This is a genomic window from Pseudomonas sp. ef1 (assembly GCF_007293365.2).
In the GTDB taxonomy this organism is placed as follows: domain Bacteria; phylum Pseudomonadota; class Gammaproteobacteria; order Pseudomonadales; family Pseudomonadaceae; genus Aquipseudomonas; species Aquipseudomonas siliginis.
This window is the reverse complement of record NZ_CM129815.1, coordinates 4,815,054-4,840,167: the sequence shown is the minus strand read 5'-3', so window position 1 is coordinate 4,840,167 and position 25,114 is coordinate 4,815,054. Positions and strand designations below refer to the sequence as shown.

The following is a 25,114-nucleotide window of genomic DNA, read 5'->3' as shown; positions in this document are numbered from 1 at the left end:
CAGGCGATATTAATGCTGAATGTCTCGCCCCTTTCGCGAGCAGGCTCGCTCCCACAAGATAAGGCGGTCACGCCGTACGCTGAGCCTTCTCTTCCTCGCCCAGGCAAGCCGCCGCGGTAAACAGCACGTCAGTCGACGAGTTCAGCGCGGTCTCCGCCGAATCCTGCAGCACGCCAATAATGAAGCCCACCGCCACGACCTGCATGGCGATCTCGCTCGGGATGCCGAACAGGCTGCACGCCAGCGGAATCAGCAGCAGCGAACCACCGGCCACACCCGAAGCACCACAGGCGCAAATGGCTGCGACGACGCTGAGCAGGATCGCGGTCGGAATGTCCACTGCGATGCCTAAAGTGTGCACCGCCGCCAGGGTCAGCACGGTAATGGTGATCGCTGCACCGGCCATGTTGATGGTCGCACCCAGCGGGATCGATACCGAGTAGGTGTCTTCGTGCAGGCCCAGGCGCTTGCTCAATTCCAGGTTGACCGGAATGTTCGCCGCCGAGCTGCGGGTGAAGAACGCGGTGATGCCGCTTTCGCGCAGGCACATCAGGGTCAGCGGGTAGGGATTGCGGCGCAGCTTCCAGAACACGATCAGCGGGTTCATCACCAGCGCGACGAACAGCATGCAGCCCAGCAGCACCGCCAGCAGGTGCGCGTAGCCGAGCAGCGCGCCGAAACCGGAGGTGGCCAGTGTCGACGCGACCAGGCCGAAGATGCCCAGCGGCGCGAAGCGAATGACCACACGGACGATCACGGTGACGCCGTTGGACAAGTCACCCAGTACCTCGCGGGTGGTGTCGCCGGCATGCCGGATGGCAATGCCCATGCCGATCGCCCAGGCCAGAATGCCGATGAAGTTGGCATTCATCAGTGCGCTGACCGGGTTGTCAACGACGCTCAGCAACAGGCTTTGCAGGACTTCGCCGATGCCGCCGGGCGCAGTCACGGCAACGTTTTCGGTGGACAACACCAGATTCGACGGGAACGCCATGCTGGCGACCACGGCCACCACCGCAGCGCTGAATGTCCCCAGCAGGTAAAGGAACAGGATCGGCCGGATGTGGGTTTCCTGGCCGTGCTTGTGGTTGGCGATCGAGGCCATCACCAGCACGAACACCAGAATCGGCGCCACGGCTTTCAACGCCGAGACAAACACTTTGCCGATGAACGCAGTGGACTTCGCCAGCTCCGGTGCAATCAGGGCCAGGGCAATACCGGAGATCAGACCAATGACGATCTGGCTGACCAGACTCAGGCGTTTCAGGCGTTGCAGTAACGAAGGGGATGAAGCGGTCATAGCGGCATCTCTGTTTTTTATAGGGTGCGAAGCGTCGTGGGCAGTCACGAAACGCCTGTCGAAGTGACATCAACGCCGCCAAACGGCACGTTGAACAGCTGTACGATTTTCAGGGCGCGGACTTTATCACAGCGTAGGCGTGAACCTTCAGGCCTGTGACGATCTGCCACCGGATCGGCCCGGCAGATCGGCAGTTTTGGGCAACTCAGTGCGGACGCAGTCTGTTAAGCTTCGCCATCCTCATTTTCAAGTTCTGCCAGCGGGCCTCCGGGTCATCGCTGGTGTCGTCGTTTTGCTGGAGTTGCGCATGCTGTTGCCTATTCTTCTGTTGTCCGCCGCCGGGTTCACGGTGCTGACCACGGAATTCGTCATTGTCGGCCTGTTGCCGGCGATCGCCCGAGACCTCGAAGTCAGCATCCCGCAAGCCGGGCTGCTGGTGACCTTGTTTGCCTTTACCGTGGCGCTGTTCGGCCCATTCCTGACCGCGTATTTCGCCCGATTCGAACGGCGCAAACTGTTTATCAGCATTCTGATCATGTTCGGCCTGGCCAACACCGTTGCAGCGTTGGCGCCGAATATCTGGGTGATGGCCATCGCACGGTTGATTCCGGCGTTGGGTTTGCCAGTGTTCTGGGCATTGGCCAGTGAAACCGCCGTCGACATCGTCGGCCCGGATTTCGCCGGCCGCGCCATCGCCAAGATCGGCTTCGGTATTGTCTGCGCCACGGTGTTCGGCATTCCGGTCGGTACGTTGATTTCCGATGCGTTCGGCTGGCGCAGCGCGTTTGGCATTCTGGCGTTGATCGCGTTTGCCAAAGCCTTGCTGCTGTTTGTCTATCTGCCGAAAACCAGTCTGCACCAACATCAGGTCAGCTTCCGTTCGCAATTCAAGATCCTGCGCAGCCCACTGATGCTCGGCCATATCTTGTTGTCGATTCTGGTGTTCAGCGGCATGTTTACCGCTTACACCTACCTTGCCGACATCCTCGAACGTCTGGCCGGTTTCAATGGCACCGTAGTCGGTTGGTGCCTGATGGCGTTTGGCGCCGTCGGGCTGATCGGCAACTCGCTCGGTGGGCGCGCGGTGGATCGGCATCCGCTGGGGGCGTCGGTGTTGTTCTGCGCGTTCATGATCGCCGGTATGGTCTCGCTGGTGCCGAACATTCATTCGCCAGTCGGCCTGGCGGTGGCGATGGGCATTTGGGGCGTGACCCAGGCGGCGTTGTTCCTGGTTAGCCATGTGCGCCTGATGAAAGCCGCGCCGGAAGCGCCGGCCTTCGCCGCGTCGCTGAACATCGCCGGAGCCAATCTCGGTATCGGCTTGGGGGCGATGGTCGGCGGCCGGGTGATCGACTGTGCCGGGCTGGGCTTTCTCGGCTTTGCCGCTGCCGGCTTCATCCTGCTGTCGGTGTTCCTCGCCATGGTGCTGATGACGCTCAAACCACGGGAAGTCTGCGCTTCATAACCCGGTAAACAACTCGCGTCGGGCACCTTCGGTAATCGCTACGATGCCAGGGTGCTTGACCTTGCGTTCCACGGAAATGGCATAGAACGACTCGCTCACCGCGTCGGTCTGGCCGATCAACTCGACGCCGTACTGGCGCTTCACTTCCTCGGCAATCACGCTCGGGCCAATAAAGATCCCGCTGCCGGATTGGCCGAAGGCCTGCATCAAAGCACTGTCATCGAACTCGCCGACAATCTGCGGCTGGATCTGCTGTTCGGCGAACCAGCGCTGCAAACGGCTGCGCACCACGGTTTCCGCGCCGGGAATCAGCAACGGTGCGCCGTGCAGGCTGCGCGGGAAATCCTGGCCATACTGCGCGGCAAGTTCGGCGGTGGCGAAGAAGCTGATCCCGCACTCACCGAGCTTCTGGCTGTAGCCTTTGATGTCCAGATGCGAAGGCATCGGGCTGTCGGAAATCACCAGATCCAGACGCTGGATGGCCAGATCAGCGAGCAGGCGTTCGAGTTTGTCTTCGCGACAGGTGATGCGCAGCGGCTCGCTCAATTCCATGGTCGGCGCGATCAGGCGATATACAATGGATTTGGGCACCACGTCGGCCACGCCGACGCGAAAGAGGATCTGCTGCTCGTTGGGCTGCGCACGCAGCATCAGCTCCAGCTCGCCGCCCAGTTGAAACATTTGCTCGGCGTAGGGCAGGGCCTGGCGCCCGGCTTCGGTGAGCTCCAACTGGCGGCCAACCCGGCGAAATAATTCCACGCCATAGGTTTGTTCGAGCAGTGAAATCTGTCCGCTGATCGTCTGTGGCGTCAGGTTCAGCTGCTCGCACGCCCGGACGATGCTGCCGGTTTTGGCTACAACCCAGAAGTAATGCAGTTGTCGGTAATTGAGCATAGTGATGGCCACTTCGTGAAAACCGAAGTATAGCCGCTAAAAATACGAATTTTCCTGAAGTGTTCATCTCCCTAGAATGCCCACCATCGACGGCCGGTGTGTGCGCCTGTCTGTTCATTCGAAGGAAACCTTATGAAATACACATTTCCCGCAGTGATGTTTGCGTCTTTACTGGTTCTGGCCGGTTGTGATCAGGCGGAAAAAAGCGCCCAGCAACTGATGGGCGCGGCGGCTGAAACCGCCAAACAAGCAATCGACGACACCCATAAAGCCGCTGAGCAAGCGCTCAGCGATGCCACTGGTGGTTTGATCGAGAAAAAAGAAACACCGGAAAAACAAGCGGAAGAATCCGAATCTTCCTCCAAGACCATCTAAACCGTCTTACACAGAGTCAGGACTGACCCATGGAATATCTGTTAGAACTCGCCGCCAGCCCCACCGCTTGGGTTGCTTTGGCCACACTGGTGGTAATGGAAATCGTGCTTGGCATCGATAACCTGATCTTTATTTCGATCCTGACCAACAAATTGCCCGAACAACATCGGCAGAAGGCGCGTCGTATCGGTATCGGCATGGCCCTGATTCTGCGTCTGGCCCTGTTGAGCACCATCGCGTTCATCGTGCAGTTGACCGAGCCTGTGATCGAAATCCTTGGCCAGGCGTTCTCCTGGAAGGACATGATCCTGATCGCCGGTGGCCTGTTCCTGGTGTGGAAAGCCACGACCGAGATCCATCACAGCATGGACCCGTCGCCGGAAGACCCGAAGACCGCGACTTCGACCGTAACCCTGGGTTTTGCCGCGGCCATCGGTCAGATCCTGATGCTCGACATGGTGTTCTCGATCGACAGCATCATTACCGCTGTCGGCATGACTGAACACTTGCCGATCATGATCATCGCGGTGGTGGTGTCGGTGCTGGTGATGCTGCTCGCGGCTGATCCGCTGGCCAAGTTCATCAACGATAACCCGACGGTGGTCATGTTGGCGCTGGGCTTCCTGATCATGATCGGCATGACGCTGATCGCTGAGGGCTTCGGCGCCCACGTACCGAAAGGTTATGTGTACGCGGCCATGGCGTTCTCGGCCGGTATCGAAGTGTTGAACATGCTGTCGCGCCGGGCGAAGCAGAAGAAGGTTGCTCAGCAGGCTTAATTGCTGAGAACACAAAAAACCGCCTGGGCTGGTTGAGCTCAGGCGGTTTTTTTATTCACCTTTTGCTGAGTTATCGAGAGCGCGCTGCTCCTGAGCGCTCTCATGAGGGAAGCACCTTGTTGATCTTCAATGCGCAGCAGCGTGCCGCACTGGGTGCTTCTCTGTCTTCTCAACCGGCATCGTCTGCACCGGATGATGATGCCGCCGCGAAATCCGCAGCACACCCCACAACATGGCAGTCGCCACGGCCAGCCAGCCGGCTATCAACATCACGATGGTCATGGTCAGGCTCATTGGTGCCTCCTCTTCGCCCTGCATCGGGCGCCTGCTTTTCGCAATTCGCTCTATTTCAGTGACAGTCTAGTCAATGGGGTGTTTCAAGCTATTGACCAAAGGTCGTTAGTCACCAATCAGTTTGCTCTATGCAATCGCAGAGTCTGCGGTTTAAGGCTATACCGCGGGCGGGTGCGGCTCTATGATCGCTGGCGTTGCCGGAACACGATGACCGGCGTCTGGAAGAGAGTGATTGATGGTGCAGGTATTTTCTCGAGTGCGCGGAGCGTTGCTTGTCGGCGCTTGCGCGGTGTTGCTGAGCGGATGTGCGGGCAACGTAGCGCCAGAAGTCAAACGCTTGCCGGAGCGAGTTGAACTCAGCGGCACCTTCTATCGTGGCGAAGCCAACCAGAGTGGGCCGCAGGTGCTGGCCAGTCTGCTGTCGCAACAAGGCATCGTCATCACCCCGGGCCTTCTGGAAAAACCGCTGCACTTGCCGGGGGCTGAGGACAAGCTGCAGCAAAACATGCAGAACCTTGCCCGCGAATATGGCCTGGTGGTTTATCCGCTCGACAGCAAGCTGCCAGCCTTGCTGACCCAAGTCGCAGCGGGCTATCCGGTCATGGTGCGTTTCAGCGAAGGTTCGGCATTCTGGGCCGAGCCGCGTTACGCGATCCTGTCCGGCTACGACCGCAACAAACAGAAGGTCCTGCTGCGCGCCGGCATTAATCGTCGGCAGTTGATGGATTTCGGCAGCTTTGAATCAGCGCTCGAAAAGGCCGGTGGCTGGGCGATCCTGATTCAGAAACCGTCGCAGATCCCGGCAGCCGTCGACCGCTCCCGTTGGCTGAAAGCCGCCGATGAACTGGCGCAGGCCGGTGAAGAAAACGCTGCGGCGCAGGCGCGAAAGGCTCTGGCGGCGCAATAAACCTCCGTTCGTCATCTGCCGGGCACGACTGCGCCCGGCCGGCCTCTGAAGATTAATGCCCGTGCTTCGCGGGTGAATCAAGGAGGCAACATGGCAGATTCCCAAACCCCGAAAGGCCCACACTCGTCCGAACATTCCTCGGGCGATGATCTGGGCTTCGATCCGGATTCGCCGGACCTCGACGATCCGCAAGTTGATCCAGTCGGTCCGGCGAAAGCCCCGCTGGATGTCGAGCCCGGTGAAGATCCGAAGAAACCGGCCAAGCCCTATGATCCGTTAGCCGATCTGAAACCTTGATGTGAGGTGCGTATGAGTACCGATTCAAGCTTCGATGACCACAAACCTGACAGCGTGCCGACCACGCCGGAGCCGGAGGTTGATCCGGTGCTGGACCCGGACAGCCCGATGCGCGACCCGATGGCGCGGCCAAATGTGCTGACGCCGGACGTTTCGCCTGAGCCGAGCTCGGGCGATGGCATCCCCGATGACGACAAGATGCCGCTGCCCAACGACTGATGCGCAGACAAAAAAAGCCCCGAACATTCGGGGCTTTTTCATGATTGCTGGGTCTACTTCGCCGCCTCGACCACGCCGCTCTGACGGCTCTTGAGGTTCTTGTCGGCTTTGTACTGCTGTGCCACCGCTGGAACACTGGCGCTGCGCCCGGTTTCCACCCAGCTGCGGATACGGCTGGCGTCGGCAAAATGCGTGTATTTGCCAAACGCATCGAGAATCACCAAAGCGACCGGACGGTTGCCCATCTTCGTCACCAGCACCAGGCAATGGCCGGCCGGGTTGGTAAAACCGGTCTTGGTAATCTTGATGTCCCAATCGGCCTTATTGACCAAGTGGTCGGTATTGCGGAAGCCCAAAGTGTAGTTGGGCTTGCGGAACGCCACGGTCTTTTCCTTGGTGGTGGTCAGTTGCACCAGAAGCGGTTGCTTGTGCGCGGCCACCAGCAATTTGCTCAGGTCGCGGGCGGTGGAAACGTTGCGCTCTGACAGCCCGGTCGGCTCGACAAAGTGCGTGCTGGTCATGCCCAGCGCCTTGGCCTTGGCGTTCATTGCCGCGATAAAAGCAGCGTAGCCACCTGGATAGTGGTGCGCGAGGCTGGCGGCGGCACGGTTTTCCGAAGACATCAAGGCGATCAGCAGCATCTCGCGGCGCGGCAGCTCACTCTTGAGTTTGACTCGGGAGAACACACCCTTCATTTCCGGAGTGTTCCTGATGTCGACATCGATCCATTCGTCCATGTTCTGTCGAGCTTCCACCACGACAAGGCCAGTCATCAGCTTGCTGACGGAAGCGATCGGTACGATCACGTCAGGGTTGCTGGAATAGATGACTTTGTTGGTCTGCATATCCATGAGCAGGGCGCTGCCGGACGCGATCTTCAATGTCGAAGCGTCACGTGGAGCAGCGGTGGTTTCCGCAGCGTTGATCGTTGGCGTGATGAGTGTGCCTGTAACAGCAAACAACAGGCTCAGAATCGAGAGACGAATTTTCACGCGGGCGAACTCTAAAAGGTTGGATATACCGTTAGTTTGTAACGGGTTATTTCTCAAAACCGGCGCATTTTAGGAGTATGGCTGAAGAACTGTCGATGGTTGTTTGAAAGACCTGAAAATCTCGTGAAAAGGCCTGTAAAAAGAGCGGTTTCCGGCGAACGGTTGAAGTTTTTTCTCAGGCACGAAAAACCCCGCACGAGGCGGGGTTCTGGTGCAGCGGAAAAATTCGATCAGACGTGCAGTGTTTCTGCGGCGTAGAGGGTGTTTTCCAGCAGGCAGGCGCGGGTCATCGGGCCAACGCCGCCCGGTACCGGGGTGATCCAGCCGGCGCGGGGCAGGGCGGTTTCGTAGACAACGTCACCGACCAGTTTGCCGTCGTCCTGACGGTTGATGCCGACGTCGATCACGATCGCGCCTTCCTTGATCCACTCGCCCTTGACCAGGCCCGGCTTGCCGGCGGCAACGACCACCAGATCAGCGCGGCCGACGTGGCCGGCCAGATCCTTGGTGAAGCGGTGAGTCACGGTGACGGTGCAGCCGGCCAGCAGCAATTCCATGGCCATCGGGCGACCGACGATATTGGAGGCGCCAACGACTACCGCATCCATACCGTAAAGATCAGCGCCAGTGCTTTCCAGCAAGGTCATGATGCCTTTCGGGGTGCAGGGGCGCAGCAGCGGGATGCGCTGGGCCAGGCGGCCGACGTTGTACGGATGGAAACCGTCGACGTCTTTGTCCGGGCGGATGCGTTCCAGCAGCTTGGACGCGTCGAGGTGTTCGGGCAGAGGCAACTGCAGGAGAACGCCGTCGATAGCCGGATCGTCGTTGAGGCGATCGATCAGATCGGTCAGGGCGTCCTGAGTGGTGTCGGAGGGCAGGTCGTAGGCTTGAGAGAGGAAGCCAACCTCTTCACAGTCTTTACGCTTGTGCGAGACATAAACCTGAGAGGCAGGATCGCTGCCGACCAGGATCACCGCGAGGCCGGGGGTGCGCAGGCCTTGCTGGCGACGCTCGGCAACTCGTTGGGCGATCTGCTGGCGCAGGCTGGCGGCGATCGATTTGCCGTCGATTAGTTGTGCAGTCATTGCGCGTGATTAACCATCGAGAGGGGAAAAAATGAGAACGCATTCTCGCATGTCGAGCGGTGAGGGCAAAGGCGCTTGGTCAGCAAATTCCTCTAACTCCTTTAATTAAATGAATTTTTTTCAAAAAGGATTTGACGACCTTTGGAGCCCTCTATACTATTCGTCGCACTTGTCGGGCACAGCCTAGCACTGGTTAAGAAGGTGAAGCAGAATCAAGGTTCTGCGACACTGGAAAGCACTTAGTTTGTAGTCCTTTAAGAGTACAGATTAACAAGGCGCCCGTAGCTCAGCTGGATAGAGCATCCGCCTTCTAAGCGGATGGTCGCAGGTTCGAGTCCTGCCGGGTGCGCCATTAGGCAGCTTTGGCACAAGTAACGCGATATGGTGGGCGTAGCTCAGTTGGTAGAGCACGGGATTGTGACTCCCGTTGTCGTGGGTTCGATCCCCATCGTCCACCCCATATTTCGAAAGGCGCCAGATTTAACGGTCTGGCGCCTTTGCTTTAAAAGCTTCATCCGCGGATGTGGTGGAATTGGTAGACACACTGGATTTAGGTTCCAGCGCCGCGAGGCGTAAGAGTTCGAGTCTCTTCATCCGCACCAAATAAAGCTTCATCTGTGCCTATGGCCTGATGAAGTTTCGACAAAGAAGTTGTTTGGCTTTTTTGTTACGCAATATGGTGGGCGTAGCTCAGTTGGTAGAGCACGGGATTGTGACTCCCGTTGTCGTGGGTTCGATCCCCATCGTCCACCCCATATTTCGAAAGGCGCCAGATTTAACAGTCTGGCGCCTTTTTTGTTTTAGCGGTTTCGAAATCCGGCCACGGCCGATTTCGAGGCGCAGGGCAGGGCACTTCATCGCTTTTAAAGGATCGGATGACGCTGAACTGCTCGTCGTTCCGGTTTTGCCGGAACGCCTGTCGGGCCTATCTGGTAGTTGCTTCTATATATAGAAGCGTTGCTGCAGAGCCCTGACGTGATCGCTTGTATTCGCCAGTGGAGTGCACGGCATTCGTGCGGCGCTCCCTATAAATTGCCTGCTGTTTTTTTACCCGTTTCCAGTAGGGTGACTTCTTGAGTTTGACCCACTAGAATGCATGCCCTTGATTCTGGGGTCGGAAACGGCCGGCTAACGTCTGTGCAACGAGGAATATCCATGCAAGTTTCTGTTGAAAATACTACTGCTCTCGAGCGCCGCATGAGCGTCACCGTGCCGGCAGAGCGCATCGAGACTCAGGTCAACAAGCGTCTGCAGCAGACTGCCCAAAAGGCCAAAATTGCTGGCTTCCGTCCAGGCAAAGTGCCAATGAGCGAAATCAAGCGCCGTTTCGGTGCTGATGCGCGTCAGGAAGCGGTAGGCGACGTCATTCAGTCTTCCTTCTACGAAGCTGTGGTCGAGCAGAAGCTCAACCCTGCCGGTTCGCCTTCGATCGAGCCAAAGTCGCTCGAAGCGGGCAAGGATCTGGAATACGTTGCTGTATTCGAAGTCTTCCCTGAGTTCACCGTTGCTGGCTTCGAAGGCATCACCGTTGAGCGTCTGAGCGCTGAAGTGGCTGACGCTGACCTGGACAAGATGCTCGACATCCTGCGCAAGCAGAACACCCGTTTCGAAGTGGCCGACCGTGCTGCCCAGAACGAAGATCAGCTGAACATCGATTTCGTTGGCAAGGTTGACGGCGAAGTGTTCGCTGGCGGCTCCGCCAAGGGCACTCAGCTGGTGCTGGGTTCCGGCCGCATGATCCCGGGCTTCGAAGAAGGCCTGGTTGGCGCTAAAGCCGGCGAAGAACGCGTTCTGAACCTGACCTTCCCTGAGGACTATCAGAACCTGGACCTGGCTGGCAAAACCGCCGAGTTCACCGTGACCGTCAACACTGTGTCCGAGCCTAAGCTGCCTGAGCTGAACGAAGAGTTCTTCGCTCAATTCGGCATCAAGGAAAGCGGCATCGACGGCTTCCGCACCGAAGTTCGCAAGAACATGGAGCGTGAACTGCGTCAGGCGATCAAATCCAAGGTCAAGAATCAGGTAATGGACGGTCTGCTGGCCACCAACCCGATCGAAGTGCCAAAGGCTCTGCTGTCCAACGAAGTTGACCGTCTGCGCGTGCAGGCTGTTCAGCAGTTCGGCGGCAACATCAAGCCAGACCAACTGCCGGCCGAGCTGTTCGAAGAGCAAGCCAAGCGCCGCGTCGTGCTGGGCCTGATCGTTGCTGAAGTGGTCAAGCAGTTCGATCTGAAGCCTGATGAAGCTCGCGTTCGCGAAATGATTCAGGAAATGGCTTCCGCTTACCAGGAGCCAGAGCAGGTCGTGTCGTGGTACTACAAAAACGAGCAGCAGCTGAACGAAGTGCGTTCGGTTGTGCTGGAAGAACAAGTTGTGGATACTGTTCTGCAGAAAGCTAGTGTGACCGACAAATCGGTCTCCTACGAAGAAGCAGTCAAGCCGGTAGAAGCTCCAGCAGCCGACTGATTGATTTTGCGTTAGAAGTGCACACCATAAGCCAGCTCTCGAGCTGGCTTATGCGTATTCAAGACATAACTATTTGGGAGCGACTGCAGAGCATGTTCCGTAATTCTTATATTCAGCAGAACTCTGATATCCAGGCCGCCGGCGGCCTGGTCCCGATGGTTGTCGAGCAGTCCGCTCGTGGCGAACGCGCCTACGACATCTACTCGCGCCTGCTCAAGGAGCGAGTGATCTTTCTGGTGGGCCCGGTAGAGGACTACATGGCCAACCTGATCTGTGCGCAACTGCTGTTCCTTGAAGCGGAAAACCCGGACAAGGACATCCATCTGTACATCAACTCGCCGGGCGGTTCGGTGACTGCCGGCATGTCGATCTACGACACCATGCAGTTCATCAAGCCGAACGTATCGACCACCTGCATCGGTCAGGCCTGCAGCATGGGCGCATTCCTGCTCACCGCAGGTGCTCCGGGCAAGCGTTTCTGCCTGCCGAACTCGCGCGTGATGATTCACCAGCCACTGGGCGGTTTTCAGGGCCAGGCGTCGGACATCGAAATCCACGCCAAGGAAATCCTCTTCATCCGCGAGCGTCTGAACATGCTGATGGCCAAGCACAGCGGCCGTACTCTGGAAGAAATCGAGCGCGATACCAATCGCGACAACTTCATGAGTGCCGAAGCTGCGAAGGAATACGGCCTGATCGACGAAGTGATCAACCAGCGTCCAGCTTAATATAAGCAGCGCAAAACAGGCCTGATCGGCATGTCCGATCAGCGGCGGGCTTGAAAAAGCCCGCAATAGCCTTCATCTTGTGTTGCAAGCCTATCGGATTTGGATCGAACGAATGACTGACACCCGCAACGGCGAGGACAACGGCAAGCTGCTCTATTGCTCCTTCTGTGGCAAAAGCCAGCATGAAGTGCGCAAATTGATTGCCGGCCCCTCGGTCTTTATCTGCGACGAGTGCGTCGACCTGTGCAATGACATCATCCGCGAGGAGGTGCAGGAAGCACAGGCCGAAAGCAGCGCGCATAAATTGCCTTCGCCTAAAGAAATCAGCGGCATCCTTGACCAGTACGTCATTGGTCAGGAGCGTGCGAAAAAGGTTTTGGCCGTAGCGGTGTACAACCACTACAAGCGCCTGAACCAGCGTGACAAAAAGGCTGACGATGTCGAACTCGGCAAGAGCAACATCCTGCTGATCGGCCCGACAGGCTCCGGTAAAACCCTGCTGGCCGAAACACTGGCCCGCTTGCTGAACGTTCCGTTCACCATCGCTGACGCAACTACCCTCACCGAGGCCGGTTACGTGGGTGAAGATGTCGAGAACATCATTCAGAAGCTGCTGCAGAAGTGCGATTACGACGTAGAGAAAGCCCAGATGGGCATTGTCTACATCGACGAAATCGACAAGATTTCCCGCAAGTCCGACAACCCGTCGATCACGCGCGATGTTTCCGGTGAAGGCGTGCAGCAGGCCTTGCTCAAGTTGATCGAAGGCACGGTCGCTTCGGTACCGCCGCAAGGTGGCCGCAAGCATCCGCAGCAGGAATTCCTGCAGGTCGACACCCGTAACATCCTGTTCATCTGCGGTGGTGCGTTCTCCGGCCTGGAAAAGGTCATTCAGAACCGTTCCACCAAAGGCGGCATCGGCTTCAACGCCGAAGTGCGCAGCAAGGAAGAAGGCAAGAAAGTCGGTGAATCCCTGCGTGAAGTCGAGCCTGACGATCTGGTCAAGTTCGGTCTGATCCCGGAATTCGTCGGTCGTCTGCCGGTCCTGGCGACACTGGACGAGCTCGACGAGGCTGCGCTGATGCAAATCCTCACCGAGCCGAAAAATGCTCTGACCAAACAGTATGCCAAGCTGTTCGAGATGGAAGGCGTGGATCTGGAATTCCGTTCCGACGCGCTGAAATCGGTCGCCAAGCGTGCCCTGGAACGTAAAACCGGTGCCCGTGGCCTGCGTTCGATTCTCGAAGGTGTGCTGCTCGACACGATGTATGAGATCCCCTCGCAGTCCGAGGTGAGCAAAGTCGTGATCGATGAAAGCGTGATCGAAGGCAAGTCCAAGCCACTGTATATCTACGAAAACAGTGAGCCGACGGCCAAGGCAGCGCCGGACGCGTAAGCGTCCACCGCGCCGCAACAAGGAAGGGGCCTTCGGGCCTCTTTTTTTTATGTCGATTTTTACACCCGCTTTGCGCTTGTTTTTTTTCGAGGCAGCCCCCATCTTGGTTTCAAGCTTAATTCCATCTGATTACGGCCATACGGCCGCCGTAGAGGCGAAATCATGAAGACAACCATCGAATTGCCTCTCCTGCCATTGCGTGATGTCGTGGTTTATCCGCACATGGTTATCCCGCTGTTCGTGGGGCGCGAGAAATCCATCGAAGCCCTCGAGGCCGCGATGACGGGTGACAAGCAGATTCTGCTGCTGGCCCAGAGAAACCCGGCTGACGATGATCCCGGTGAAGACGCTCTCTATCGCGTAGGTACGATTGCCACGGTACTGCAACTGCTGAAGCTGCCTGATGGCACTGTCAAGGTTCTGGTCGAAGGCGAGCAGCGTGGCACCGTCGAACGCTTCAGCGAAGTCGATGGCCATTGCCGCGCCGAAGTCTCGTTGATCGAAGAAGTCGACGCCGCCGAGCGCGAGTCGGAAGTCTTTGTGCGCACGCTGCTGTCGCAGTTCGAACAATACGTCCAGCTGGGCAAGAAGGTTCCGGCTGAAGTCCTGTCGTCACTCAACAGCATCGATGAGCCGGGTCGTCTGGTCGACACCATGGCCGCGCACATGGCGCTGAAAATCGAGCAGAAGCAGGAAATCCTCGAGATCATCGATCTGTCGGCGCGTGTCGAGCACGTGCTGGCGCTGCTGGATGCCGAAATCGACCTGCTCCAGGTTGAAAAACGCATTCGCGGTCGCGTCAAAAAGCAAATGGAGCGCAGCCAGCGCGAGTACTACCTGAATGAGCAGATGAAGGCCATTCAGAAAGAACTCGGTGACGGCGACGAAGGCCACAATGAAATCGAAGAGCTGAAAAAGCGCATCGATGCTGCCGGCCTGCCGAAAGACGCGCTGGCCAAGGCCACTGCTGAGCTGAACAAGCTCAAGCAGATGTCGCCGATGTCGGCTGAAGCCACCGTGGTGCGTTCCTACATCGACTGGCTGGTGCAAGTGCCGTGGAAGGCGCAGAGCAAAGTACGCCTCGACCTGGCCCGTGCAGAAGACATTCTCGACGCCGATCACTACGGCCTCGAAGAGGTCAAGGAGCGCATCCTTGAATACCTCGCCGTGCAGAAGCGCGTGAAGAAAATCCGTGGCCCGGTGTTGTGCCTGGTCGGTCCTCCAGGTGTGGGTAAGACCTCGCTGGCGGAATCGATTGCCCACGCCACCAATCGCAAATTCGTACGTATGGCCTTGGGCGGCGTGCGTGACGAAGCGGAAATTCGTGGTCACCGCCGGACCTACATTGGTTCGATGCCGGGAAGATTGATTCAAAAGATGACAAAAGTGGGCGTACGCAACCCGCTGTTCCTGCTCGATGAAATCGACAAGATGGGCAGCGACATGCGTGGCGACCCGGCGTCGGCGTTGCTGGAAGTGCTCGATCCCGAGCAAAACCACAACTTCAACGATCACTATCTTGAAGTCGATTACGACCTGTCCGATGTGATGTTCCTGTGCACCTCGAACTCGATGAACATCCCGCCAGCGCTGCTGGACCGGATGGAAGTCATCCGTCTGCCGGGTTACACCGAAGACGAGAAGATCAACATCGCTGTGAAATACCTCTCGCCGAAACAGATCGCCGCCAATGGTCTGAAGAAGGGCGAGCTGGAGTTCGATGAGGAAGCGATTCGCGACATCATCCGTTATTACACCCGTGAAGCGGGCGTGCGGGGCCTCGAGCGACAGATCGCCAAGGTCTGCCGCAAGGCAGTCAAAGAGCATGCGCTGGAAAAACGCTTCTCGGTAAAAGTGACAGCTGACCTGCTCGAGCATTTCCTCGGCGTGCGCAAGTTCCGCTACGGCCTGGCCGAGCAGCAGGATCAGGTGGGGCAGGTGACTGGCCTGGCGTGGACTCAGGTTGGCGGCGAATTGCTGACTATCGAAGCCGCAGTGATTCCGGGTAAAGGTCAACTGATCAAGACCGGTTCGCTGGGTGATGTGATGGTCGAATCGATCACTGCCGCACAGACCGTTGTGCGCAGCCGCGCCAAGAGCCTGGGCATCCCGCTGGACTTCCACGAGAAGCGCGACACGCACATTCACATGCCGGAAGGTGCTACGCCGAAAGACGGCCCAAGTGCTGGCGTCGGTATGTGCACGGCGTTGGTTTCGGCATTGACCGGTATTCCGGTGCGCGCCGATGTCGCCATGACCGGTGAGATCACTCTGCGTGGGCAAGTGCTGGCAATTGGCGGTTTGAAAGAAAAACTGCTGGCGGCTCACCGCGGCGGAATCAAGATTGTGATTATTCCGGAAGAAAACGTCCGCGATCTGAAGGAGATTCCTGACAATATCAAGCAGGATCTGCAGATCAAGCCGGTTAAATGGATTGACGAGGTCCTGCAAATTGCGCTGCAATACGCGCCGGAGCCCTTGCCGGATGTGGCTCCGGAGATAGTTGCCAAGGACGAAAAACGCGAGTCTGATGCCAAGGAAAGAATTAGCACGCATTAATACGTTTTAGCCTGGGGGGCTTTCCTTGACAGCATTTTAGAGCCCTTGTTATAAAGCGGCTCTTAAGTGTCTGTAGGCCATTCAGCACTCGTTTTTGCTTTCACCAAAAAACTTAGAAACATCTCAAAATAGATATAAGGGGACTTAGAGTGAACAAGTCGGAACTGATTGATGCTATCGCTGCATCCGCTGATATCCCGAAAGCTGCTGCTGGCCGTGCGCTGGACGCTGTAATCGAATCCGTCACTGGCGCTCTGAAGGCTGGCGACTCCGTTGTTCTGGTTGGTTTCGGTACTTTCTCCGTGACTGACCGTCCGGCTCGTACCGGTCGCAACCCGCAAACTGGCAAGTCTCTGGAAATCCCGGCTGCCAAGAAGCCAGGTTTCAAAGCCGGTAAAGCGCTGAAAGAAGCTGTTAACTGAGTTTCCAGGTTTTTACCCATCCGGGTCGGGGTCAAGCCTGACTTGGCAGCGGAGCGGTAGAGCAGGTGGCTGAAAAAATCACCTGTAACGCCGGGATCGAGGGTTCGAGCCCTGTCCGCTCCGCCAGTTACGAGAAGGCGCATCCTCGGATGCGCCTTTCTTCTATCCGGATTCTACCCACGCTCCACGGTTGCCTAAATTGAAGTTCAACCGTTTCTGGGGGACGCATGCTGCAAAATATCAGGGACAATTCACAAGGCTGGATTGCCAAGACCATTATCGGGGTCATCGTTGCACTGATGGCCCTGACCGGTTTCGATGCCATTTTCCAGGCCACGACTCACAAGAACGAGGCGGCCAAGGTCAACGGTGACGAAATCAGCCAGAACGAGCTGAGCCAGGCCGTTGATATGCAACGCCGTCAGCTGATGCAACAGCTGGGCAAGGACTTCGATGCGTCCTTGCTCGACGAAAAAATGCTGCGCGAATCGGCGCTCAAAGGCCTGATCGACCGCAAGTTGCTGCTGCAAGGCGCCGAACAGGCGAAGTTCTCGTTCTCCGAAGCCGCGCTGGATCAAGTGATCCTGCAGACGCCTGAATTCCAGGTCGACGGCAAGTTCAGCTCCGAGCGCTTCGACCAGGTGATCCGTCAACTGGGCTACAGCCGCATGCAGTTCCGTCAGATGCTGGCTCAGGAAATGCTTATCGGCCAGTTGCGCGCTGGTGTTGCCGGCAGCGGTTTCGTCACCGACGCCGAAGTGCTGGCTTTTGCCCGTCTGGAAAAACAGACCCGTGATTTCGCTACTCTTAACGTCAAGGCCGACCCGGCTGCGGTCAAGCTGACCGATGACGAGGTCAAGGCTTACTACGACGAGCACGCCAAGGAATTCATGACGCCGGATCAGGTGATCATCGATTACGTCGAGCTGAAGAAATCGTCGTTCTTCGATCAGGTTGCGGTCAAGGATGAAGATCTTGAGGCGGCTTACCAGAAAGAGATCGCCAACCTGTCGGAACAGCGTCGTGCCGCGCACATCCTCATCGAAGTGAACGACAAGACTACCGAAGCGCAGGCAAAGGCGAAGATCGACGAAGTCCAGGCGCGTCTGGCCAAGGGCGAGAAGTTCGAAGCGTTGGCCAAGGAATTCTCGCAGGATCCGGGTTCCGCCAACAATGGTGGTGACCTTGGTTATGCCGGTCCTGGCGTTTACGACCCGGCTTTCGAAAAAGCGCTGTACTCCTTGTCGAAAGACCAGGTTTCCGAGCCGATTCGTACCGACTTCGGTTATCACCTGATCAAGCTGTTGGGCGTGGAAGCGCCTGAAGTTCCGACCCTGGCCAGCCTGAAAGACAAGCTGACCCGCGAGCTGAAAGCCGCTCAGGTCGAGCAGCGTTTTGTTGAGGCGACCAAGCAACTGGAAGACTCGGCGTTCGAAGCCTCTGACCTGGCGCAGCCAGCAGCGGATCTGAAACTGACCGTGCGCACTTCCAAACCGTTCGGCCGTGAAGGTGGCGAAGGTGTTGCCGCCAACCGTGCCGTGGTCACTGCCGCGTTCAGTCCGGAAGTGATTGATGAAGGTGCCAACAGCACCGCCATCGAGCTGGACCCGGAAACCGTGATCGTGCTGCGGGCCAAGGAGCATCTCAAGCCTGCGCAATTGCCACTGGAAAGCGTGAGCGCGGCGATCCGCACTCAGTTGACCAAGGAGCACGCCAGTGCCGAGGCCAAGACCCGTGCCGAGAAGCTGATCGCTGATCTGCGCGATGGCAAGGCGCCGCTGGACAAGGCCATTGACGGTCAGAACTGGAAGATCACCGAAGCGGCCACCCGTGGTCAGGAAGGGGTTGATCCGGCTGTGCTGCAGGCACTGTTCCGTATGCCGAAGCCGGCTGCCAAGGACAAGCCGACGTTCTCCAGCGTTACCTTGCCGGATGGCAGCCTGATGATTGTGCGTCTGAATGGCGTCAATGAAGCAGCTGCACCGACGGAAGAAGAGAAAGCGCAATATCGTCGTTTCCTCGCTTCCCGTGAGGGCCAGCAGGACTTTGCGGCGTATCGCAAGCAGTTGGAAGCTGAGGCGAAGATCGAGCGGTTCTGATCTTTTGACTGACGTTTGAAGGAGCCCCGGCCTGATGGTCGGGGCTTTTTTGTTTTTGGTGGCTTGGCGGCCTTTGGTGGCTTGGCGGTCTTTGGGCCGGCCATGCTCTGGGTGGTTTGGGTGAATATCCGTTTCTTCGGGTGCGGCGGCTGGCGGTTTCGCCCTTACGGCGAGGCACTTTTTCCAGACGCCGAAAAAGTACCCAAAAAGGCTTGCTCCTACGTTCGGCCCTCGCAGGCTCGGGTTCCTTCGCTGCGGGATCGATCCGGGCGCAGCGGCTCCGGTTTGCTTCGCTGCACCTCCTTCCGCTGTGTCTGGCTGCGCCAGACGGTCGCTGCGCTCCCACGCCCGGATCAATCCCTCCGCTCAGCCTTCCGACGTCGCCGGTGGATCAAAAGCACTCGAGCTTGCGCTCATTGTGTAGGAGCTGCCGAAGGCTGCGATCTTTTGCTTTTGCTTTTCTGTGGGAGCGAGCCCCGGCCTGGTTGGTCGGGGCTTTTTTGTTTTTTGGGCGTGGCGGCCTTTGGGCCGGCCATGCTCTGGGTGGTTTGGGTGAATATCCGTTGCTGCGGGGTTGCTGATTACGGTTCCGCCCTTACGGCGGGTCACCTTTTCCAAACGCCGAAAAGGCTTGCTCCTACGTTCGGCCCTCGCAGGCTCGGGTTCCTTCGCTGCGGGATCGATCCGCTCAGCCTTCCGACGTCGCCGGTGGATCAAAAGCAAGATCAAAAGCACTCGAGCTTGCGCTCATTGTGTAGGAGCTGCCGAAGGCTGCGATCTTTTGCTTTTGCCTTTCTGTGGGAGCGAGCCTGCTCGCGAAGGCGGCCTGACAGCCGACCTGATTCTTGGATGTACAACGTCCCTTGGCGGTTTAGAACAGGTCGGGCGGTTAGGGTGTTATGGCCGTCGAGCCGACAGGCGACAGCGAAATTGCGCGCGTTGATCGATCATTTGTCCACGCGGCTTTTTCCTGACGGCCATGACCGGTAAAGTTGTAACCGATTCTTGACACTATTCCATGCGCCATGGGGCAACGATCTGTTGCACAATACGCCCCGGACTGTTTTCCCTCAGGATGTTCAATGTTGATTTCCACTCCCATGCGTGTTGTCGGGCTGGCGCTGTTGTTGACTGCGGTGGCCGGTTGTTCGAAGGACAAGCCGATCTATGAGCATGAGAACTTCGATGACTCCGGCACCTTTTCGCGTAATTACCCGGTAACCGACACCGCCAGTTGCGAAGCGGCCCGGCGCGCGTTGCTCAGTCAGGGCTACATCATTACCAGCAGTGATCCCAAACTGGTCAGCGGGCACAAGAGCTTCCAGCAGACCGGCGAGACGCACCTCGAGATCAGCTTCAACGTGGTCTGCGCCGAAGATGGCAGCGCCGGGCATCATGCGACGGTGTTCGCCAACGCCTTGCAGGACCGTTATGCGTTGAAGAAGACCAACAACTCGGCCAGCCTCGGGGTTGGTGTGTTGGGCTCGGTGTCGATGCCGATCGGCTCCTCGGACGACTCGATGGTCAAGGTCGCCAGTGAGACGGTCATTGCGCAGAAGTTCTACGAGCGTTTCTTCACGCTGGTGGAGCAGTTCCTGCCCGCCGATGCGAAGAAAGCTGCACACATCGAAGAAAAGCCGAAAGCCGATCTTGGTGTGCCAGAACCAAAAGCGGCACCTGCACCTGCGCCTCTGGCGCCGACACCTGCAGCGGAACCTGCCCCCGCGCCGGCTGCGGAACCTGCACCGGCCCCGGTTGAAGCCGCGCCAGTGAGCTCCGAGCCGGTGGTACCGCCAGCGGAGTCGACACCGATTACGCCTGCGCCAGCGCCCGTGGAAGAGCCAGCGCCGGCCAGCGAAACCATCACCCCGCCGACCAACCCGGATATTCCGCCACCGTCCGAGCCGATTCCGGCGATGCCGGCTTCGGGCCAATAAGAAACCAAGCGAAACCCTGTGGGAGCGAGCCTGCTCGCGAAGCGGTGTATCAGTCGACAGATGATTAGACTGACACACCGCTTCGCGAGCAGGCTCGCTCCCACAGTGGTTTTCGGGTTGGCTTAAAATCTGGTTACACACCTGCGGCATCATCGCCGCGATAAATCCCCAACCACCTGCTACGTTTTATTCATGAAGGCCGCGTTTCACTTTTCCTTCACACGGGCACTTTATGCTCGGGGCACAGGTCGATTGATCAGGCCATTTTCATAGCGAGCAGTTGGGGGATTCATACGATGGATGAGTATCAGGAAGAACTGCTTGAATACCAGGCCTTTGAACTGGATCAACCAGAACCGGCTGACGACGCGACGGAACTCTGAGCTTCAGACTCCCGAGCGGTAATTTCGTCGGGATTCGCCGGGCGTCTGCCCGCTCCAGCGCTTGAATGCGCGTTGGAAGGCTTCAGCTGAGGCGAAGCCCAGCAGGTAGGCGATTTCGCCGAACGCCAGTTCGGTGTCGCGTATGTAGGTCATCGCCAAATCGCGGCGTGTGTCATTGAGGATCGCGCGAAATTGCGTGCCTTCCTCAGTGAGCTTGCGCCGCAAGGTCCAGGTCGGCAGTTTCAGGCGTGCCGCGACTTCTTCAAGATCCGGCTCGCGGCCGCCATTGAGCAGCGGGCCGAGCAACTGAGTGATGCGCTCGCGCAGGCTGCGGGTGCGGGTCAGTTGTTCCAGCTCCCGCTCGCACAATTGCAGCAGATGTCGCCAGGTGCTCGGGCAATGTTCAGGGTTGCGCAGGGCGAGGCTGCTCAGGCTCAGGCGCAGTTGGTTGCGCTCGGCGTTGAACTGGATCGGGCAGTCACCGAGCATTGTGTAGGCTTCGCGGTAATCCGGCGCTTCGAATTCGATTTCGATTCGCTCGGCGCGCAACGTTTCGCCGCACAGGCTCGACAACTGATGCAGCCAGCCGGCGAGGATTGAGTCGACCACGAAGCGGTTATAGGCGTTGTACGGGCTGATCGAATAGAAGCGCAACCAGGCACCGTTGGCATCTTCATGAAAACTGGACTGCCCGCGATAGTTCGAGCCGTAAAGCGGCTCGAAGCGCGTCAGGCAACGGGCCGCCTCGCGCACGGTGGGCGCTTGCGCCGCAGTGATGCCGGCCAGACCGGCCTGATTCAAGCGGATCATTCGGCCCATGCGCAGGCCCAGGGCCGGGTCGCCGGTGAGTTGAATCGCCGCATGGCCGAGGCGCATGTAACGCGGGATCGACAAGCGCGCCCCGGCCTCGGCCAGTCGCGCGGCATCAAGGCCATATTGTTCAAGCAGAGGCAGCGGATCGACGTCGTGGCTGCGCACGGCGTCGGCCAGACTATGGACGAAGCCCACCGACAGATCCCCGAGGCGCATCGGCTGCGGCTTCATGGTTTACAGCCAGACGTTCAGCAAGCGCGCACCACGGGCCTCGCCATCGGCGAACTGCTGGCCGTTGCTGCTGAGGAAGCTTGTGCCGGTACTCGACTTGTCCCAGAACTGCCCGCGCATGAACACACTGACGCCGGCAATCGCGTGGCTGCTTGGCGGTTGCGCGGTGAGGGTCAGTCGGTGCCAGGCCTGACCTTCACTGAGGTCGCCGGGCTTGAGGCTGACCGAGCCCGGCGTGCTCGAACCCTTGTAGCCACGCCATGGCTTGTCCCAGGCGCCTTGGCCGATAACCTGCGCCGGCACGGCCACCAGTTGCGCGCCTTGCTCATCAAGGGTGCGGTAGTTGCCGGGGTACCAGCTGTCACTGCCGATCAGGATGCCCAAGCGTCCGGCCGGGGTATCGACGACCTGTATGGCGTGTTTGTCTTCGGCCTGAATCACACCTTGCTGATCAAAGATCGGATGCATCTGCCGTTGCGGCTGGCCCAACGGTACGCCGTCGCGACCAAACACCACGCTGCTGTTGAACAGGGCGCCGCTGCCGGGCTTGAGCCGGCCGTCGCGGATGCTTGGCTCAGGCAGCACGATGGAGCCGGCCACCAGGGTGACCTGGAACTCCTTGGCCAGACCGCCGAACAGCGCCTGGTAATCCTTGGCCATGGCTTTCGCTTTCATCCGCAGATAAGCGTCATCCAGGCGTTGCTCGCCCTTGGCCCGCAGCCAGGCACGGGCAAACAGCAGTGGATTGCTCGCCGCCAGCCAGTTCATTGCCTCCGCCAGCGTTGGCGCCTGATACAACTCGTCTTTCTCGCCGCTGACCATCAGCCAGGTGCCGACGTGCTCGGGCAACACCACCACGGTTTTTTCGTTGAGCAAGCCCTGATCGCGCGCCTGCTGCAGATACGCCGCGAGTTTGCGGTGCAGGCGTGCGGAGCTTTGGTAATCGGTGGGGAACAGTTCGGGCTGGATGCCGAGCAGATTGCCACGATCGCCGGGCGTGCCCTGATTGACGGCGAGCTTGATGCGCAGGTCCGACAGGTAATGTCCCGCCGGCCGGTCTGCCGCCCACATGGCGTAGGTGGTCAGGGCGGCAACGAGGGCCATGGAGAAAAACAGATACAGAAGTTTGCGCATGAAAACCAACAACAGCCGGGTACAGGATGTGCCGACTAGGGTAGGGCCCATGGCCCGGGTTGCCAAGGGGCGCTGCGCATTTGGATCAATAACTTGTCAGTTACGGTCATTGAGTGACAGCGGTGCGACTCTTAGTCTGTCGAACATGACTGACGGGGGACGCAGAGCTCCCGCAATTTTTCCGTGATCGCTCGTTGTGGAGTTACCGATGACCGCCGCTCATTACCCGCATCTGCTGGCCCCGCTGGACCTGGGATTCACCACGCTGCGCAACCGTACCCTGATGGGCTCGATGCACACTGGCCTTGAAGAAAAGCCGGGTGGCTTCGAGCGCATGGCGGCGTACTTCGCCGAACGTGCCCGTGGCGGTGTCGGCCTGATGGTCACTGGCGGTATCGGCCCGAATGACGAGGGCGGCGTATATTCCGGCGCGGCCAAGCTCACTACTGAGGAAGAGGCGCTCAAGCACCGCATCGTCACCCGCGCGGTGCACGAGGCGGGTGGCAAGATCTGCATGCAGATTCTTCACGCCGGGCGTTACGCCTACAGCCCGAAACAGGTAGCACCGAGCGCGATTCAGGCGCCGATCAACCCGTTCAAGCCCAAAGAGCTGGACGAAGAGGGCATCGAAAAGCAGATCAGTGATTTCGTCACCTGCTCGGTATTGGCGCAAACCGCCGAATACGACGGCGTCGAGATCATGGGCTCGGAAGGTTACTTCATTAACCAGTTCCTCGCCGCGCACACCAACCACCGCACCGACCGCTGGGGTGGCAGCTACGAAAACCGCATGCGCCTGCCGGTAGAAATTGTCCGTCGTGTGCGCGAAGCGGTCGGGCCGAATTTCATCATCATCTTCCGCCTGTCGATGCTCGATCTGGTCGAAGGTGGCAGCACCTGGGATGAAATCGTCATGCTGGCCAAAGCCATCGAGCAGGCTGGTGCGACCATCATCAACACCGGTATCGGCTGGCACGAAGCACGGATTCCGACCATCGCCACCAAGGTTCCGCGTGCAGCGTTCAGCAAGGTCACGGCCAAGTTGCGCGGCTCGGTGAGCATCCCGCTGATCACCACCAACCGCATCAATACCCCGGAAATTGCCGAGCAGATTCTTGCCGAGGGCGATGCCGACATGGTCTCCATGGCCCGACCATTCCTCGCCGATCCGGACTTCGTCAACAAAGCCGCCGCAGGCCGCGCCGACGAAATCAACACCTGCATCGGCTGCAACCAGGCGTGCCTCGACCACACCTTTGGCGGCAAGCTCACCAGTTGCCTGGTCAACCCGCGCGCCTGCCACGAAACCGAACTCAATTACCTGCCGGTGCAGCAGATCAAGAAAATCGCCGTGGTCGGTGCCGGCCCTGCCGGCTTGTCTGCCGCCACCGTGGCCGCCGAGCGCGGTCATCAGGTGACGTTATTCGATTCGGCCAGTGAGATCGGTGGCCAGTTCAACATTGCCAAGCGCGTGCCGGGCAAGGAAGAGTTTTTCGAAACCCTGCGCTACTTCAACCGCAAGCTGCAAACGACGAATGTCGAGGTGTGCCTGAACACCCGCGTCGACGTGGCCAAGTTGGTTGAGGGCGGCTACGACGAAATCATTCTCGCCACCGGTATCGCCCCGCGCGTGCCGGCGATTCCGGGCATCGAAAATGCCAAGGTGCTGAGTTATCTGGATGTGATCCTCGAGCGCAAACCGGTCGGCAAGCGTGTCGCGGTAATCGGTGCTGGCGGGATCGGTTTCGATGTCTCGGAATTTCTCGTTCATCAAGGCGTAGCCACCAGTCTGGATCGCGCGGCGTTCTGGAAAGAGTGGGGCATCGACACGCAACTGGAGGCCCGTGGTGGTGTGGCGGGAATCAAAGCGGCACCGCATGCGCCGGCCCGTGAGGTGTTCCTGTTGCAGCGCAAGAAAACCAAGGTCGGCGACGGTCTGGGCAAAACCACCGGCTGGATTCATCGCACCGGCCTGAAGAACAAGCAGGTGCAGATGCTCAACAGCGTCGAATACCTGAGCATCGATGACCAAGGCTTGCACATTCGCATCGGCGAAAGTGGTGAGCCGCAACTGCTGGCGGTGGACAACATCGTGATCTGTGCGGGGCAGGATCCGTTGCGTGAGTTGCACGATGGGCTGGTTGAAGCCGGGCAGAACGTGCACTTGATCGGCGGCGCGGATGTGGCGGCGGAGCTGGACGCCAAGCGCGCGATCAATCAGGGTTCGCGGCTGGCGGCTGAGTTGTAAACACATTCTGTAGGGGCTGCCGAAGGCTGCGATCTGTTGATCCTGATTTCAAAAGCAAGATCAAAAGATCGCAGCCTGCGGCAGCTCCTAC

Annotated in this window: 21 protein-coding genes and 4 tRNA genes; 18 read left to right on the top strand and 7 right to left on the bottom strand. The window is 58.6% G+C overall.

Features of this window, described 5'->3' with window-relative positions; translation table 11 throughout:
- Window positions 1-67 precede the first annotated feature (67 nt).
- Window positions 68-1,300: a serine/threonine transporter SstT gene (sstT, locus tag FEE99_RS21870; protein WP_041477163.1), complete on the bottom strand. Its 1,233-nt coding sequence runs from the start codon at window positions 1,298-1,300 to the stop codon at window positions 68-70.
- Between the two features lie 307 nt (window positions 1,301-1,607).
- On the opposite strand from sstT, the gene FEE99_RS21865 reads away from it, so the two are divergent.
- Complete coding sequence (locus FEE99_RS21865; RefSeq protein WP_041477162.1) at window positions 1,608-2,765, top strand: MFS transporter; 1,158 nt, start codon at window positions 1,608-1,610, stop codon at window positions 2,763-2,765.
- Here FEE99_RS21865 and nhaR read toward each other — a convergent pair.
- On the bottom strand, window positions 2,760-3,659 hold the full coding sequence (gene nhaR, locus FEE99_RS21860; RefSeq protein ID WP_016775345.1) for a transcriptional activator NhaR: 900 nt from the start codon (window positions 3,657-3,659) through the stop codon (window positions 2,760-2,762). The genes FEE99_RS21865 and nhaR overlap by 6 nt on opposite strands.
- 132 nt (window positions 3,660-3,791) lie before the next feature.
- Between nhaR and FEE99_RS21855 the strand changes: the two genes are divergently transcribed.
- Both FEE99_RS21855 and FEE99_RS21850 read left to right on the top strand, forming a co-directional pair.
- A complete protein-coding gene (locus FEE99_RS21855) occupies window positions 3,792-4,034 on the top strand; it encodes a hypothetical protein (RefSeq protein ID WP_024013465.1) in 243 nt (80 codons plus the stop codon).
- Window positions 4,035-4,063: 29 nt separating this feature from the next.
- Window positions 4,064-4,813, top strand: a complete 750-nt coding sequence (locus FEE99_RS21850) for a TerC family protein (protein ID WP_016775343.1) — start codon at window positions 4,064-4,066, stop codon at window positions 4,811-4,813.
- Between the two features lie 126 nt (window positions 4,814-4,939).
- On the opposite strand, the gene FEE99_RS21845 is transcribed toward FEE99_RS21850, so the two are convergent.
- The gene (locus tag FEE99_RS21845; protein WP_016775342.1) at window positions 4,940-5,107 is read right to left on the bottom strand and encodes a hypothetical protein; all 168 of its coding nucleotides are present in this window, start codon (window positions 5,105-5,107) and stop codon (window positions 4,940-4,942) included.
- 235 nt (window positions 5,108-5,342) lie between these two features.
- Here FEE99_RS21845 and FEE99_RS21840 point away from each other — a divergent pair, with 235 nt between their 5' ends.
- From FEE99_RS21840 to FEE99_RS21830, 3 genes are all read left to right on the top strand, one after another.
- The gene (locus FEE99_RS21840) at window positions 5,343-6,014 is read left to right on the top strand and encodes a lipoprotein (RefSeq protein ID WP_041477160.1); all 672 of its coding nucleotides are present in this window, start codon (window positions 5,343-5,345) and stop codon (window positions 6,012-6,014) included.
- A 90-nt stretch (window positions 6,015-6,104) separates the two neighbouring features.
- Window positions 6,105-6,311, top strand: coding sequence for a DUF6021 family protein (locus FEE99_RS21835; RefSeq protein WP_041477158.1), 207 nt, complete (start codon window positions 6,105-6,107; stop codon window positions 6,309-6,311).
- A 12-nt stretch (window positions 6,312-6,323) separates the two neighbouring features.
- On the top strand, window positions 6,324-6,530 hold the full coding sequence (locus FEE99_RS21830; protein WP_041477156.1) for a hypothetical protein: 207 nt from the start codon (window positions 6,324-6,326) through the stop codon (window positions 6,528-6,530).
- 53 nt (window positions 6,531-6,583) lie between these two features.
- On the opposite strand, the gene pbpG is transcribed toward FEE99_RS21830, so the two are convergent.
- Both pbpG and folD read right to left on the bottom strand, forming a co-directional pair.
- On the bottom strand, window positions 6,584-7,522 hold the full coding sequence (gene pbpG, locus FEE99_RS21825) for a D-alanyl-D-alanine endopeptidase (RefSeq protein ID WP_041477155.1): 939 nt from the start codon (window positions 7,520-7,522) through the stop codon (window positions 6,584-6,586).
- Window positions 7,523-7,752: 230 nt separating this feature from the next.
- Window positions 7,753-8,607 carry a bifunctional methylenetetrahydrofolate dehydrogenase/methenyltetrahydrofolate cyclohydrolase FolD gene (folD, locus tag FEE99_RS21820; protein ID WP_016775338.1) on the bottom strand — a complete coding sequence of 285 codons (855 nt, stop codon included), beginning with the start codon at window positions 8,605-8,607 and terminating at the stop codon, window positions 7,753-7,755.
- Between the two features lie 275 nt (window positions 8,608-8,882).
- Here folD and FEE99_RS21815 point away from each other — a divergent pair.
- The 11 genes from FEE99_RS21815 to FEE99_RS21765 all read left to right on the top strand — a co-directional run bounded on the left by FEE99_RS21815 (window position 8,883) and on the right by FEE99_RS21765 (window position 20,214).
- Window positions 8,883-8,959: transfer RNA gene (locus FEE99_RS21815), tRNA-Arg, on the top strand.
- Between the two features lie 32 nt (window positions 8,960-8,991).
- A tRNA-His gene (locus FEE99_RS21810) sits at window positions 8,992-9,067 on the top strand.
- A gap of 57 nt (window positions 9,068-9,124) precedes the next feature.
- A tRNA-Leu gene (locus FEE99_RS21805) sits at window positions 9,125-9,209 on the top strand.
- A 77-nt stretch (window positions 9,210-9,286) separates the two neighbouring features.
- Window positions 9,287-9,362 (top strand) — tRNA-His (locus FEE99_RS21800).
- A 400-nt stretch (window positions 9,363-9,762) separates the two neighbouring features.
- Entirely contained in the window at window positions 9,763-11,073 is a 1,311-nt protein-coding gene (tig, locus tag FEE99_RS21795; RefSeq protein ID WP_016775337.1) for a trigger factor, read from the top strand.
- Between the two features lie 92 nt (window positions 11,074-11,165).
- Entirely contained in the window at window positions 11,166-11,801 is a 636-nt protein-coding gene (gene clpP / locus FEE99_RS21790) for an ATP-dependent Clp endopeptidase proteolytic subunit ClpP (protein WP_016775336.1), read from the top strand.
- A 112-nt stretch (window positions 11,802-11,913) separates the two neighbouring features.
- The gene (clpX, locus tag FEE99_RS21785; protein ID WP_016775335.1) at window positions 11,914-13,197 is read left to right on the top strand and encodes an ATP-dependent Clp protease ATP-binding subunit ClpX; all 1,284 of its coding nucleotides are present in this window, start codon (window positions 11,914-11,916) and stop codon (window positions 13,195-13,197) included.
- A 162-nt stretch (window positions 13,198-13,359) separates the two neighbouring features.
- On the top strand, window positions 13,360-15,756 hold the full coding sequence (lon, locus tag FEE99_RS21780) for an endopeptidase La (RefSeq protein ID WP_016775334.1): 2,397 nt from the start codon (window positions 13,360-13,362) through the stop codon (window positions 15,754-15,756).
- Window positions 15,757-15,905: 149 nt separating this feature from the next.
- Window positions 15,906-16,178 carry an HU family DNA-binding protein gene (locus FEE99_RS21775; protein WP_016775333.1) on the top strand — a complete coding sequence of 91 codons (273 nt, stop codon included), beginning with the start codon at window positions 15,906-15,908 and terminating at the stop codon, window positions 16,176-16,178.
- Window positions 16,179-16,405: 227 nt separating this feature from the next.
- A complete protein-coding gene (locus FEE99_RS21770; protein ID WP_041477153.1) occupies window positions 16,406-18,277 on the top strand; it encodes a SurA N-terminal domain-containing protein in 1,872 nt (623 codons plus the stop codon).
- A 1,082-nt stretch (window positions 18,278-19,359) separates the two neighbouring features.
- Window positions 19,360-20,214: a DUF2242 domain-containing protein gene (locus FEE99_RS21765; protein ID WP_041477151.1), complete on the top strand. Its 855-nt coding sequence runs from the start codon at window positions 19,360-19,362 to the stop codon at window positions 20,212-20,214.
- Between the two features lie 386 nt (window positions 20,215-20,600).
- On the opposite strand, the gene FEE99_RS21760 is transcribed toward FEE99_RS21765, so the two are convergent.
- Both FEE99_RS21760 and FEE99_RS21755 read right to left on the bottom strand, forming a co-directional pair.
- The gene (locus tag FEE99_RS21760) at window positions 20,601-21,641 is read right to left on the bottom strand and encodes an AraC family transcriptional regulator (RefSeq protein ID WP_041477150.1); all 1,041 of its coding nucleotides are present in this window, start codon (window positions 21,639-21,641) and stop codon (window positions 20,601-20,603) included.
- Between the two features lie 3 nt (window positions 21,642-21,644).
- On the bottom strand, window positions 21,645-22,775 hold the full coding sequence (locus FEE99_RS21755; protein ID WP_041477148.1) for a nitrilase-related carbon-nitrogen hydrolase: 1,131 nt from the start codon (window positions 22,773-22,775) through the stop codon (window positions 21,645-21,647).
- Window positions 22,776-22,983: 208 nt separating this feature from the next.
- Here FEE99_RS21755 and FEE99_RS21750 point away from each other — a divergent pair, with 208 nt between their 5' ends.
- On the top strand, window positions 22,984-25,023 hold the full coding sequence (locus FEE99_RS21750) for an NADPH-dependent 2,4-dienoyl-CoA reductase (protein WP_041477143.1): 2,040 nt from the start codon (window positions 22,984-22,986) through the stop codon (window positions 25,021-25,023).
- Window positions 25,024-25,114 lie beyond the last annotated feature (91 nt).

What these genes read in the sequence shown, in the direction of transcription:
- FEE99_RS21750 (WP_041477143.1), top strand. Translation starts at nt 22,984, where the DNA reads ATGACCGCCGCTCATTACCCGCATCTGCTGGCCCCGCTGGACCTGGGA.
- FEE99_RS21835 (WP_041477158.1), top strand. Translation starts at nt 6,105, where the DNA reads ATGGCAGATTCCCAAACCCCGAAAGGCCCACACTCGTCCGAACATTCC.
- FEE99_RS21830 (WP_041477156.1), top strand. Translation starts at nt 6,324, where the DNA reads ATGAGTACCGATTCAAGCTTCGATGACCACAAACCTGACAGCGTGCCG.
- FEE99_RS21850 (WP_016775343.1), top strand. Translation starts at nt 4,064, where the DNA reads ATGGAATATCTGTTAGAACTCGCCGCCAGCCCCACCGCTTGGGTTGCT.
- lon (WP_016775334.1), top strand. Translation starts at nt 13,360, where the DNA reads ATGAAGACAACCATCGAATTGCCTCTCCTGCCATTGCGTGATGTCGTG.
- FEE99_RS21770 (WP_041477153.1), top strand. Translation starts at nt 16,406, where the DNA reads ATGCTGCAAAATATCAGGGACAATTCACAAGGCTGGATTGCCAAGACC.
- clpX (WP_016775335.1), top strand. Translation starts at nt 11,914, where the DNA reads ATGACTGACACCCGCAACGGCGAGGACAACGGCAAGCTGCTCTATTGC.
- nhaR (WP_016775345.1), bottom strand. Translation starts at nt 3,659, where the DNA reads ATGCTCAATTACCGACAACTGCATTACTTCTGGGTTGTAGCCAAAACC.
- FEE99_RS21840 (WP_041477160.1), top strand. Translation starts at nt 5,343, where the DNA reads ATGGTGCAGGTATTTTCTCGAGTGCGCGGAGCGTTGCTTGTCGGCGCT.
- FEE99_RS21765 (WP_041477151.1), top strand. Translation starts at nt 19,360, where the DNA reads ATGTTGATTTCCACTCCCATGCGTGTTGTCGGGCTGGCGCTGTTGTTG.
- clpP (WP_016775336.1), top strand. Translation starts at nt 11,166, where the DNA reads ATGTTCCGTAATTCTTATATTCAGCAGAACTCTGATATCCAGGCCGCC.
- FEE99_RS21865 (WP_041477162.1), top strand. Translation starts at nt 1,608, where the DNA reads ATGCTGTTGCCTATTCTTCTGTTGTCCGCCGCCGGGTTCACGGTGCTG.
- folD (WP_016775338.1), bottom strand. Translation starts at nt 8,607, where the DNA reads ATGACTGCACAACTAATCGACGGCAAATCGATCGCCGCCAGCCTGCGC.
- sstT (WP_041477163.1), bottom strand. Translation starts at nt 1,300, where the DNA reads ATGACCGCTTCATCCCCTTCGTTACTGCAACGCCTGAAACGCCTGAGT.
- FEE99_RS21855 (WP_024013465.1), top strand. Translation starts at nt 3,792, where the DNA reads ATGAAATACACATTTCCCGCAGTGATGTTTGCGTCTTTACTGGTTCTG.
- FEE99_RS21755 (WP_041477148.1), bottom strand. Translation starts at nt 22,775, where the DNA reads ATGCGCAAACTTCTGTATCTGTTTTTCTCCATGGCCCTCGTTGCCGCC.
- FEE99_RS21845 (WP_016775342.1), bottom strand. Translation starts at nt 5,107, where the DNA reads ATGAGCCTGACCATGACCATCGTGATGTTGATAGCCGGCTGGCTGGCC.
- FEE99_RS21760 (WP_041477150.1), bottom strand. Translation starts at nt 21,641, where the DNA reads ATGAAGCCGCAGCCGATGCGCCTCGGGGATCTGTCGGTGGGCTTCGTC.
- tig (WP_016775337.1), top strand. Translation starts at nt 9,763, where the DNA reads ATGCAAGTTTCTGTTGAAAATACTACTGCTCTCGAGCGCCGCATGAGC.